Annotated in this window: 13 protein-coding genes; 6 read left to right on the top strand and 7 right to left on the bottom strand. The window is 74.0% G+C overall.

Translation table 11 applies throughout. The annotated features are described in order from the left end of the window. Window positions 1-152: 152 nt before the first annotated feature. Entirely contained in the window at window positions 153-1,007 is an 855-nt protein-coding gene (locus AB0C04_RS25405; protein WP_357058788.1) for a hypothetical protein, read from the top strand. An 18-nt stretch (window positions 1,008-1,025) separates the two neighbouring features. Here the strand turns inward: AB0C04_RS25405 and AB0C04_RS25410 are convergent, their stop codons facing one another. From AB0C04_RS25410 to AB0C04_RS25430, 5 genes are all read right to left on the bottom strand, one after another. Next, window positions 1,026-1,574, bottom strand: a complete 549-nt coding sequence (locus AB0C04_RS25410) for an ATPase (protein WP_357058790.1) — start codon at window positions 1,572-1,574, stop codon at window positions 1,026-1,028. Between the two features lie 180 nt (window positions 1,575-1,754). Continuing rightward, the gene (locus AB0C04_RS25415; RefSeq protein ID WP_350876674.1) at window positions 1,755-2,201 is read right to left on the bottom strand and encodes a response regulator; all 447 of its coding nucleotides are present in this window, start codon (window positions 2,199-2,201) and stop codon (window positions 1,755-1,757) included. A 68-nt stretch (window positions 2,202-2,269) separates the two neighbouring features. Continuing rightward, window positions 2,270-2,617: an STAS domain-containing protein gene (locus AB0C04_RS25420; protein ID WP_357058793.1), complete on the bottom strand. Its 348-nt coding sequence runs from the start codon at window positions 2,615-2,617 to the stop codon at window positions 2,270-2,272. Between the two features lie 82 nt (window positions 2,618-2,699). Then, window positions 2,700-3,737 (bottom strand): cobalamin-dependent protein, encoded by a 1,038-nt coding sequence (locus AB0C04_RS25425; RefSeq protein WP_357058796.1) that lies wholly within the window; start codon window positions 3,735-3,737, stop codon window positions 2,700-2,702. Continuing rightward, on the bottom strand, window positions 3,734-5,497 hold the full coding sequence (locus tag AB0C04_RS25430) for a SpoIIE family protein phosphatase (protein WP_357058799.1): 1,764 nt from the start codon (window positions 5,495-5,497) through the stop codon (window positions 3,734-3,736). The genes AB0C04_RS25425 and AB0C04_RS25430 overlap by 4 nt, the downstream gene beginning before the upstream one ends. 190 nt (window positions 5,498-5,687) lie before the next feature. Between AB0C04_RS25430 and AB0C04_RS25435 the strand changes: the two genes are divergently transcribed. Beyond that, entirely contained in the window at window positions 5,688-6,080 is a 393-nt protein-coding gene (locus AB0C04_RS25435; RefSeq protein ID WP_357058801.1) for an STAS domain-containing protein, read from the top strand. 55 nt (window positions 6,081-6,135) lie between these two features. Further along, the gene (locus tag AB0C04_RS25440; RefSeq protein ID WP_357058804.1) at window positions 6,136-6,480 is read left to right on the top strand and encodes an STAS domain-containing protein; all 345 of its coding nucleotides are present in this window, start codon (window positions 6,136-6,138) and stop codon (window positions 6,478-6,480) included. Window positions 6,481-6,553: 73 nt separating this feature from the next. Here the strand turns inward: AB0C04_RS25440 and AB0C04_RS25445 are convergent, their stop codons facing one another. After that, the gene (locus AB0C04_RS25445) at window positions 6,554-6,871 is read right to left on the bottom strand and encodes a hypothetical protein (protein WP_357058806.1); all 318 of its coding nucleotides are present in this window, start codon (window positions 6,869-6,871) and stop codon (window positions 6,554-6,556) included. A 201-nt stretch (window positions 6,872-7,072) separates the two neighbouring features. On the opposite strand from AB0C04_RS25445, the gene AB0C04_RS25450 reads away from it, so the two are divergent. From AB0C04_RS25450 to AB0C04_RS25460, 3 genes are all read left to right on the top strand, one after another. Continuing rightward, a complete protein-coding gene (locus tag AB0C04_RS25450; protein WP_357058808.1) occupies window positions 7,073-8,053 on the top strand; it encodes a DUF2267 domain-containing protein in 981 nt (326 codons plus the stop codon). Between the two features lie 82 nt (window positions 8,054-8,135). After that, window positions 8,136-8,939, top strand: a complete 804-nt coding sequence (locus AB0C04_RS25455) for a fused MFS/spermidine synthase (RefSeq protein ID WP_357058811.1) — start codon at window positions 8,136-8,138, stop codon at window positions 8,937-8,939. 9 nt (window positions 8,940-8,948) lie between these two features. Further along, window positions 8,949-9,998, top strand: a complete 1,050-nt coding sequence (locus AB0C04_RS25460; RefSeq protein ID WP_357058814.1) for an AI-2E family transporter — start codon at window positions 8,949-8,951, stop codon at window positions 9,996-9,998. Between the two features lie 55 nt (window positions 9,999-10,053). Here AB0C04_RS25460 and AB0C04_RS25465 read toward each other — a convergent pair whose 3' ends face one another. After that, the gene (locus AB0C04_RS25465; RefSeq protein WP_357058816.1) at window positions 10,054-11,355 is read right to left on the bottom strand and encodes an NAD(P)/FAD-dependent oxidoreductase; all 1,302 of its coding nucleotides are present in this window, start codon (window positions 11,353-11,355) and stop codon (window positions 10,054-10,056) included. Between the last annotated feature and the right edge of the window lie 40 nt (window positions 11,356-11,395).

The raw sequence follows: 11,395 nt of genomic DNA on the forward strand, positions 1-11,395 counted from the left end.
GACGTTTCGGTAATAACCGTAATACCCGTTCTGAGCGGTTAGTCACCTTCGTTGAAGGCTGGGGGCAATTACACCGCCGATCGCGGCAAATTGTGACGCATGCCACCAACCAGGCGGATGGCAAGACGCCATCGACTTTCTAGCCTCGGCGGGTGCATCCCGACGACCCCTCCGACCAGAATCTGCCCGCTGCCGACCAGGCGAACCGTCCCGCCGACCCCGCATCCACCGAACGGACGATCGGTCGGCATCGCGTCGCGGAGCCGCAGCGGCGCGGCCCCCGGGCGCTACTGACGTCGACCCCCGTGCGGGTCGCCCTCGCCACCGGCGTCACCTGCTGCCTCGGCTTCGCCGGATACGCCGCGACCCGGGCCGAGACCGGCGACCAGGGCGCACCGCTGGCCGAGGCGGTGGCCGACCGGGCCGCGCTGGCCGACGAGCGTGCCTCCCGGTCGCTGGAGCGCACCGCGTCCCCCACCCCGGTCAGCCCCAGCGCCAGTCCCAGCCCCACCGCGAAGCCCAGCCCCACGGTCACCCGGAAAGCGCCGAAGAAGCCGAAGAAGCCGAGCCGGCCCCGCCCCGTCGCAGGGCTCACCCAGGTGCAGATGGACAACGCGAAGGTGATCGTCGACGTCGGCCGCAAGCTCGACGTGCCCAGGCAGGGCATGATCATCGCGGTGGCCACGGCGATGCAGGAGAGCACCCTGCTGAACTACGCCAGCGGCGTGCTGCCCGAGTCGCAGGACTACCCGCACCAGGCCATCGGCTGGGACCACGACTCCGTCGGGCTCTTCCAGCAGCGGCCCAGCAGCGGCTGGGGCACCGTCGCCGAGTTGATGCGCCCCGCGTTCGCGGCGGAGGCCTTCTACCTCGCGCTGCTGAAGATCCCCGGCTGGCAGGACATGAGTCTGACCATGGCGGCCCAGTCCGTGCAGGTCTCCGCGTTCCCCGACGCGTACGCCCAGCACGAGGATCGGGCCACCACCGTGGTCGAGGCGCTCACCTGAGCCGACGTGTCGCGGGGATCAGCGCACCCGCGCCCCGTCACGCCCGCCGGGCGGCTGGCCCGCCGGCCCGCCGCCGGCCGCCCGGGTCGCGGGCACCCCGCTCGTACCGGCCGCCGCCGTCGGCGTGTCGGCGGGCACCGGCTCGACGCTCACCCCGGTGAGGATCTCGTCCGCCCGCTCCTCCCGCCGCCGGCGGGCGTACAGCGCCGCCTCGAAGTCCCGGCGCGCCTGCACCGCCTCGGCGTACGCCTGCTCGCGGAGTTGCCGGGCCTCCTCGCGGGCCGCGTCCAGCTCGATCCGGGCCCGGGCCAGGATCTCGGTCGCCTCCCGCTCGATCCCACCCGCGTTGCGCCCCACCACCGCCGCGTCGTCCAGGTCGAGCCGGCGCAGCAGGCCGCAGAGCCCGCCCGCCTCCTGTCGGATTCGATCCCACTCCCGACCGGCGCCCGCAGCGCCCGCGACGCCCTCCGCCAACGCCGCGAGCCGGGTCAACCGGACTCCCAGCTCGTCCAGGCAGGAATCGACCTGCCGCTGGTCGTAGCCGATCTCAACGACGGAGAACCTCATACTCTCGCCCCCAGGCAGCTGGTGATTCTTCCCCACCTGAATCCTCGACCGCTCGGTGCGGGCTCGCGGAGGTTCGGGAAAAATGTTCAGCATCCGGGCGGCCAGCGCGTCCGTGCGCGCCGATCGCCCGCCACCGGCACGGGTGACGTGGACAATGCCGCCCGCGCCGCTGGCGGCGGCTCAGGAGCGCTTGGGAAGCACGACCACCCGGCCGAAGAACTCGTCGATCCGGTGCACCACGTCGTTGAAGTCGTCCAGGTCGATCGGCTTGGTGACGTACGCGTTGGCCTGCAGCGTGTAGCTGCCCACGATGTCGGTGTCCGCGTTCGAGGTGGTCAGCACGACGATCGGGATGGTGCGCAGGTCCTCGTCCTGCTTGACCTCGCCGAGCACCTGCCGCCCGTCCTTGCGCGGCATGTTCAGGTCGAGCAGGATCACGTCGGGCCGGACCGCGTCGGCGTGGCGCCCCTCACGGCGGAGGAACTCCATCGCCTCCTCGCCGTCGCTCACCACGTCGATGACCTTGTCGACGTCGGATTCCCCGAGCGCCTCCTCAATCATGAGCACGTCGCCCGGGTCGTCGTCCACCACGAGAATGCGGACCGGGTTCGGGCTGTCTGCGCCCATGAGCTACCTGCCTCGGGTCGGCGGGAACGGGACTGCGCGGTCACGTGCTGGCGGGGAAATCTAGCCCATCACGGGACGATCTGCGAGGCCGGGTCGGTGTTGTCCGGTTCGTAACTCAGCACCTCGGCGAGACCGGTGAGGCGGAGCACCCGCTCCACCCGGCCGCTGGCCCCGGTCACCCGCAGCCACCCGCCGTCGGCGGCGGCCTGGTTGTCACCCCGGACGAAGGCGGCGATACCGGTGGAGTCGCAGAAGCTCAGCTCGGTGAGGTCCACCAGCAGGCGGCGCTCGCCGGCCGCGGTGAGCCGGTCGATCGCGGCGTTGAGCTCCGGCGCGGTGCTCATGTCCAGCTCCCCGGCGAGGCGCAGGTAGGTGCCGCCGCCGTGCCGGCCGGCGTACGTGACGGTGAACGTCACCGTGCTCCTCCTCGCTCCCCGCAGTCAGGACGTTTGCAGTGGAGCAAGTATAAGCAGGGCGGGCGGCGGGCTCATCGCCGCGTCAGCCGTCCGCCGCGCCCACCAGAGCCCGGCTCCGTCCCAGGTAATCGGCCGCACGCGGATAGTCACGCAGCACCCGGCCGTAGTGCTCCAGGGTCAGCCCGATCGCGGCGGCCGGCACCCCCCGGTGGGTCAGGATGGCGACCAGCCACTCGACGAACTCGGTGAAGAGCGAGGCGTCGTCCACATAGAGCGCCGCGCCCAGGAAGTCCACGATGTAACCGAGGTCGCTGACCGTCGAGTCGAGCTGCGCCGGAGTGTAGGACCGGGTGGCCGGCACCCGGTCCCGCAGGTCGGCCAGCGCGCCGTCGATCAGCTCGGCACGCCGCCGGACCAGACTCGGGTACTCGTCGTCGGCCAGGTGGGACAGCTGGGCCGGTGGGACGCGCCGCAGCGCCCGCTCGTCGGCGATCAGGTCGGCGGCCGCCGGAGCGTCCGGTGCCCACGCCACCCCGAGCCGGCCGGCCCAGCGGCCGTCGACGCCGAAACCCCGCCCGCCGACCACCACCGGCACGTCGGAGCGACGGCACGCCTCGATCATCCGATGCGCGTGCGGCAGTCGCATCGGCAGCGCACAGGCCAGCGCGACCGCGTCCGCGTCGTACCGGTGCAGATACGACACCAGGTGCGCGGCCGGGACGCTGGCCCCGAGGAAGGTGACCTGCCAGCCACGCAGCCGGAGCACCTCGGCGACCAGCCGGGGCGGGAGGGCGTGCCACTCACCGTCCATGCACGCCACCACGATCCGGCCACGCGTCGGCCGCGGGTTGGCGTGCCCGGCGACGGCGGCCACCACCCGCTCGCTGATGTGGGTCGCGGCGTGCTCCTGGGCGACGCTCCACTCGTTACGCGCCCAGCGCTCCCCCACCTCGGACTGCGCGGGCGCCACCAGATTTAGCAGTACGCGCTCGGCGGGCACGCCGCGCTCCAGCAGGCCCAGCGCCAGCTCGATCGCGGCGTACTCGTCGGCCTCGGCGAGGCTGTCGAGGTAGCCGGGGTAGGCGTGGGCCGGGCCCGCCTCGGTCGCCGGTGCGCTCACGCTCGACTCTCCCCCGCCGCGTCCGGCCCGCCGGCGGCGGGCACCGAGTGCAGGTGGCGGGACGCGCGGCCGGCCGGGCCGACCGCGCGCAACGCCAGCGCCGCTATGTCGTCGTGGTCACCGTGCCCCAACCAGTCGCAGGTGACCTGCTCGATCCGCTCGGCCAGGGCGGGCGCCGGCATGCGGTGACAGCCGGCCAGCGTGTTGACCAGCCGCTCCGGCCCGAACTGCTCGTCACCGTGGCGACCGCCGCGTGCCTCGGTCACGCCGTCGCTGTAGAGCAGGCACGTCTCGCCGGGCGCCAGCCGCACGGTCACCTCGCCGACCCGCGGATCCGGGACCACCCCGATCAGCATCCCGCGCAGCGGCACCGTCTCGACCTCGCCGGTGCCGCGCAGCACCAGCGGCGGCAGGTGCCCGCCGCCAGCCATGGTGAGGGTCAGTCCGCCGTCGCGGTGCGGGCGGACCACCCCGAGCACCAGGGTGGCGAAGCGGCCCTGCCCGTGCGCCTGGGTCGTCTCCAGCAAGGCGTCGTTGAGCAGACCGAGCAACCGGCTCGGCTGCGACTCGACCCGGTGCAGCGCCTGCAGGCACTGCCGCAGCTGGCCGGTGAAGACGGCCGCCTCCACCCCCTTGCCGGAGACGTCACCGAGGAAGAAGACCGAGCCGCCGTCGGGCAGCCGGTGCGAGCCGTAGAAGTCGCCGCCGATGCGCAGCCCCGCCTGGGCGGGCCGGTAGGCGGTGCCCCACTGCACACCGGCGGCCTCGGCCGGCTCCACCGGGAGCAGGCTGGCCTGCAGCGTGTCGGCGACCTCCGCCTGGTCGCGGTAGAGCAGCGCGGTGGTCAGCGCGGCGCCGCCCCGGGACGCGAACGCCCGGAGCAGGTCGACGTCGGCCTCGTCGTACCAGCGGGAGGCCCGGCGGGCGACCAGCAGTACCCCGGCCGGGACGTCCGTACCGGGCAGCGGCACCACCCGGGCGTCGGCCTCGGGTGTCTCGAGGCCGGGCAGCCAGCCGGCCTCGGCCGCCTGCTCGACCAGCCAGTCGACCGCGTGCGGTTCGACCCCGGTCAGCCCTTCCGCGATCGCGGCGGGCAGGTCGGGCTCGGCCAGCATGCCGCTGTCCACCACCGGCGTCTCGTCGTCGGCGCGGGAGGCCCGCCACCAGCGGGCCCGGCCGGCGCGTGGGGCGAGCACCAGCACCGCGACGTCGGCCAGGGTGGGCACGGCGAGGCGGACCACCGCCGCCGAGGCGCGGTCCGGGTGCAGCGGGTTGCCGAGCTTCTCCCCCACCACGGCCAGGAAGGCCGAGCGGGCGCGCTCGGCGAGCAGGGCGTCGGCGCGGCTCACGCTCTCGGTGACGTCCTCGACGTACCAGCAGCAGCGGCCGCCGGAGAGCGGCACCTGGCGGGCCTTCAGTCGACGGGACCGGTGCGCGAAGCCGGCGGGATCGGGTTCACCGGCCAGGCCGGGCAGGCCGGCCGCGGCGAGCGGGACACCGGGCACGACCTCCGGCAGCAGGCGCTCGGCCACCGGGCTGACCTGCCGCACGACGCCGTCGGCGTCGCAGACGATCAGACCCTCCCGAAAGTGCTCGACGACCTCGGACCACTCGGCGGCGAGTGGCCGGTCGGCGGCCAGCGGCGGCAGCACATGTGGGGGACGGCCGGACACTGGCGTCCGCGCCGATGCCCGTGCGCCACTCGGCGTGGAGATCCGTCCGTCGCCGGGGTCGAAGCCCCTGACGTCGGCAGCAGTCACCAGCTAAGCCCCACTCCTCGTCGTCGCGCAGCCCGCCGGGAACCGGCGTTCACGGTCAAATCCCACGGTCCACCCTACGCGGGTGTGCCCGAACCGCCACCCCACCGCCGTGCGGGCCGACCGTTTCGCCACCGGGCGGGGACCGTGCGGGATTGTTACGATCCGGGCGACAGGCAGCCTGCGGAGAGGCGTGAGTGTGACATTGCACGGGCGGACACCCGAGCCGGCACCGCTGAGCTTCTCCGTCGACCGGTCGGATCCGCAGGCGCCGCTGATCCGGGTCGGCGGCGACCTGGCCTACGCCACCACCGCCCCGCTGCGCGAGGAGATCGGGCGCGTTCTCGCCGACGCCCCGTCGGTGATCGTCCTGGACTTCGCCGAGCTGCTCTTCATCGACAGCACCGGCCTCGCCGTGATCGTGCACGCCTGGCGCGCGGGCCAGGACGGGGGCACCCGGATCGAGCTGCGCGCCGTCCCCCGCTTCCTGGCCGCGATCCTCGACCTGACCGGCGTCACGGGCCTACTCGCCCGGCCCGGCACGCAGACCCGGGCCGAGCCGCACCGACCGGCCGCCACCGCCTGACCGCCACGGCCCGCCCCCGCTTTGCGGTCCGGCGCAGGGCTGCGAACATGGGGTCATGCCCGCGCAGTTGTTGACCATCGAGGTGAGCCGGCTCGACGCCGCAACCGCCCGGCTGACGCTCACCGGTGACCTCGACTTCGACACCGCGCCGCAGCTCATCTCGGCCGCCGCCGAGCTGCGCCGGGAGGGCTGCCAGCAGTTGGTGATCGACCTGAGCGCGGTCGGCCTCTGCGACTCCTCCGGGCTCAGCGCGTTCCTCGTGGCGCACCGCGCCGGCACCAGCCCGATCCGGCTGACCGGGGTCAGCCCACAGCTCCAGCAGCTGCTGGACCGCACCGGCCTCGCCGAGCTGCTGGCCGTGGTGCGGGCGTCCGACGGCGACCTGCGGGCCACCGGCTGACCGACCGGGCCGAGCCCGGGGAGGCGGGGTGGCCCCCGACCCTGGGACCAGGGGTCGGGGGCCGGAACAGGGTCTACCGCGCGGTGACCGGCTGCAGCCGCGGCCCGTCGGCGCGCCGCTCGGTGGCCGACAACGGCGGCTCGGCGTCCTCGGGTGGCCCGGAATCCGGCGTCTGGAACAGATAACGGACGAACTCCCCACCAGCCTCGTTGTCGTCCGCTCCGGGCCACTGGCCGATGCAGTCGACGCCGATCACCTCCCGGCCGGTGCCGTCGGCCTCCTCCAGCAGTGCCCAGAGGCTCACCGGGTAGCAGCGGGTGGCCTCGGGCGTGAGGCGCCAGCGGGCGTACCAACCCGGCCGGGCCGGGACGATCTCGACGATCCGCTTCATGTCGACCTTCCTTCCGCGTACCTCGGAAGAACTCCGGTCCTGACCTGATCGTGCGGGCCGGACGGGTGAGCGCCCCTCACCCGCGCCGGATGAAGCCGTCGGCCCGCCGCACCGGGCCCGCGCGGCGGCGGCCGTTACCTTCCCGGCGGCGCCGGGAAGGCGACCGGCGGAACCACGGATCCCCAGCGGAAGGGTGTCACCATGCGCAAGCAGATGGAGGGCGACAACCAACGCCGCCGAGCGCTCGCGCGGCAGGCCCGCGAACAGGGCCGCCAACCCAGCGAGACGGGCGTCAGCCTGAGCGCCTCCAAGCAGCTCACCCACCTCGACCGGGGCAAGCGCGCCGGGCCGCCGCCGGCCGGCAGCCGACACAAGCCGGACCCGGCCCGGGGGGGACCGTCCCCGCCGCAGACCGGCACCCCGGCGAATCCCCGGCCGCAACTGGCACCCGGGGTGAACGCGGGCGGAATCGCGTCGATGGGTTATCAGGACCTCGTCGAGGACGTCCGGCGCCGCTCCGGCGCCGACTTCCGGACGGCCAAGGTGGGGGCCGAGGCGACAGTGCTGGTCCTGGCGTTCGCGCTGGACGAGGGCGCCCGCCGCCGGCTGCTCTCGGCGGTGCCCCAGTCGCTGCACGACGTGGTGCCGATCGACGGCATCGAGCGTCGGCATGATCTGCCCGGCTTCCTGGCCGAGGTCGGCCGGATCAGCGGCAACACCCCGGAGCAGGCCCGCTACCAGGTCGAGGCGACGCTCGCGGCGCTCGCCGAGGCCGACGGCGACCTGATCGAGTCGCTGAACGTCCCGGACGATCTGCGCGAGTTGCTGCAACCGCCGGCCGTCGGTGGCGGTGTGGTCGGCGCGAGCACCTCGACGCCTCCGCTCACCGAGGCGGAACTGGCGGCGGCGCTCGACGACATGCCCTACTGGTCCGGCGACAACACCCAGCTGTACCGGGTCATCGCGCTGCCCCCGGACAACCTCGACCGGGTGCTCGATCGCATCGAGCAGCTCCGGCAGGAGACCGGCCGGGTGCCGACGATCGGCCGGCCCGGCCCGACCGCGGCCGTGCTGACCGTACGGTCCCGGCAGGCCGACGCGGTCACCGCGCTGGACCTCGACCTCGCCCGGCGGATCGACGCCGCGATCGACGAGGCCGGCGCCGGGATGGCCGGCGGCTGACGGCGCGGGACCGGTGGGCCGCGACCCCGGCCCGCCGGTCCCACCACCGGCGCCCCACCGGTGACCGGCTACCGTGCCCGCCATGGAATCCGCCGCCGACCGGCTTGAGCTGGTCACCGACCCGGCACGGCGGACCGGACGGCTGCTGCTCGCCGGTGGCGTCGAACAGTCCTACGTGGACACCGCCGACCCCCGGTATCTGCATTTCGAGTACGTGCGGCGGATGGCCGCGGTGGCCGACCTGGCGGCGACCGGGGGCGTCCCGCTCTCCGTGCTGCACCTGGGCGGCGGCGCGCTGACCCTGCCCCGCTACCTGGCCGCCACCCGGCCCGGCTCGGCACAACTTGTCGTCGAGCGGGACGAGGCGGTGGTCGAGCTGGTCAGCCGGGAGTTGCCGGCACTTCCGCCCGAGGTACGCGTCGAGTTCGCCGACGCCCGCGCCGCGGTCACCACCGCCCCCGCCGGGCAGTACGACCTGGTGCTCGCCGACATCTACCAGGCGGCGCGGATGCCCGGTCACGTCCGCACCGTCGAGTTCGCCGCCGAGGTGGCCCGTACGCTGCGGCCGGACGGTATCCATCTGGTGAACCTCACCGACCTGCCGCCGCTGGTGACCACCCGGGTACAGGTGGCCACCCTGCGGGCGGTCTTCGCCGACGTCTGCCTGGTCGCCGACCGGCGGATGCTGCGCGGCCGGCGGTACGGCAACGTGGTGCTCGCCGCCGCGCGCCGCCCGGACCGGTTGCCGGTCGCCCGGCTGGCGACGGCCGCCGCCCGCGACCGGGTGCCCGGCGGGGTGCTGCACGGCGCGGCGTTGGACGACTTCGTGGCCGGCGCCCGGCCGGCCACCGACGCCGACGGGTTTCCGGGGGCATCGCGCGGGTAGCCGCGCCGGATGAGCAACGCCGACGACCGGACGACGGCCCGCCGGACGCTGATCGTCATCGGGCTGGCGCTGGCGACCGTGCTCGCGCTGGCCCTGGTGTACGCCACTCGCCGGGTCCTGGTCTGGATCCTCGTCGCGGCGTTCTTCGCCGTCGCGCTCAAGCCCCTCGTCGACCGGCTGCAACGGTGGCGGGTCCGGCGCCGCGCCCTGGCCACGCTGCTGGTCTTCGTGGCCACCTTCATCGTGGTCGCAGCGCTCGCCGCGGTGATCATCGCGCCGCTCGTCGACGAGCTGAGCCGGTTCGCCGAGCGCGCCCCGGAGCTGCTGCGCGACGCCCGAGCCGGGCGCGGCCCGGTGGGGCGGCTGCTCGACCGGGTCGGGCTGCGGGACTACCTGGCCAACCACTCCGACCAGCTCCGCCAGTACGGCGAGCGGCTGCGCACCCCGGCGGTCGGGGTGCTGCGCGGCGTGGTGGAAGGCGTCGCCGGCCTGGTGACGGTGATCGTACTGGCGTACCTGATGGTGCTGGAGGCGCCGCGGATCACCGGCACGGTGCTGGCCGCCGGCGGGGAGGCCCGGGCGGAGCGGTGGCGGCGGATCGGCCGCGAGATTTCCCGCACGGTCACCGGCTACCTCACCGGCAACCTGCTGATCAGCGTCATCTGCGGCCTGCTGACCTTCCTGGTGCTGCTGGTGACCGGGGTGCCGTTCGCCGCGGTGATCGCCCTGCTGGTCGCGATCGCCGACCTCATCCCCCTGGTCGGCGCGACCCTCGGCGCGGTCATCGCGGCCGGGGCCGGTTTCCTGCACTCGCCGACCGCCGGCATCGTGGTGCTGGTCTTCTTCGTGGTCTACCAGCAGTTCGAGAACCACGTGCTGCAGCCGATCATCCTGGCCCGCGCGGTCCGGTTGAACCCGCTGACCGTGCTGGTCAGCGTGCTGCTCGCGGCCAATCTGGCCGGCCTGGTCGGGGCGCTGCTGGCCATCCCGGCCGCGGGCATCGTACAGATCCTGCTGCGCGAGTACGCCCCGATCCGCCGTCCCCCGCCGCCCGCCTGAAGGCACGGAAACGGGTGGCCGCTCGGCCACCCGTACCGTTGCGCGTTTCTCTCGCTCAGCGACCCCGGACGACAACCTCGGGGGTGGTGCTCTCCAGCGGCACCGCGTTCGCCGGGACCAGGCCGAGCTGCACCGCCGGGCGGGGCAGGGTCGCGTCGAGCACCCAGTCGGCGCTGACCCGGGCCCGGTTGCCCGGCATGGCCAGCAGGTGGTAGCCGCGGGTGACCGCCTTCGCCGGCAGTCCGGCCAGGTTGAGCTGCAGCGGGTTCGCCGCCGCGTCCTTGCCACCGAGGTCGACGACCCAGCCCAGGTCGTGGTGCTTGTACGGCCGGCGGCGGCCCTTGCCATAGGAGGCGGCGATGTTGTGCGCGGCCAGCTTGCCCTGCCGCTGGGCGTGCTGCGCGGTCATCGCACAGACCTGCCCGGGGCGGGTCGCGTCGGGCACCGCCGCCGCGTCGCCGCAGGCGTACACCTCGGGGAAGCCGGGCACGTTGAGGTATTCGTCGACCACCAGCCGACCCCGCTCGGTGCGCAGGCCCAGCTCGGCCACGAAGGGGTCGGGGCGGACCCCGACGCACCAGACCAGCGAGCAGGTCGGGACGTAGTCGCCGTCGGTGAGCTTGACGCCGTCCGCGGTCGCCTCGGCGACCGAGGTGCCCATCCGCACGTCCACGCCGCGGCGTTCGAGCACCCGGTGCGCGGTGTCCGACATCCGTTTGTCCAGCTCGGGCAGCACCCGGGGCGCCACGTCGAGCAGCATCCACCGGGGGCGCACGGTGAGCCGGGGCCGCTGGGCGTGCAGCGCGTCGGTGAAGAGCTGCCCGTGCGCGGCCACCTCGGTCCCGGTGTAGCCGGCGCCCACCACCACGAAGGTGGACCGGGCCTGCTGCTCCGCCGGGTCCTCGGCCTGCTCGGCCAGCTCGATCTGGCGGACCACGTGGTCGTGCAGGTAGAGCGCCTCGGGCAGGCCCCGGAAGCCGTGGGCGTACTCGGTCACGCCGGGGATCGGCAGCAGCTTGTTCACGCTGCCGACGGCGAGAATCAGCCGGTCGTACGCGAGCCGGTTGCGGTCCCCCTCCGGCTGGGTGAAGCCGACCCACCGGTTCTGCAGGTCCACCTCGTCGGCCTCACCGATCACCACCCGGACCCCGCTCAGCGTGCCGGTGAGCGGCACCGAGATCCGGGTCGGCTCGACCACGCCGGCCGCCACCTCGGGCAGCAGTGGCAGGTAGAGGAAGTAGTCGGTCGAGTTCAGCACCACGATCTCGGCGCGGTTGCCGGCCAGCCGGCTCAACGTCTTCGCCGCGTGGTAACCGGCGAACCCGGCCCCCACGATCACCACACGAGGTTTCGTCATTGCGGACCCGTTCCCGCCGAAAGCCGGGACAAACGTGGCC

Origin of the sequence: Micromonospora sp. NPDC048909 (genome assembly GCF_040649635.1) — a bacterium.
Classification (GTDB): domain Bacteria; phylum Actinomycetota; class Actinomycetes; order Mycobacteriales; family Micromonosporaceae; genus Micromonospora.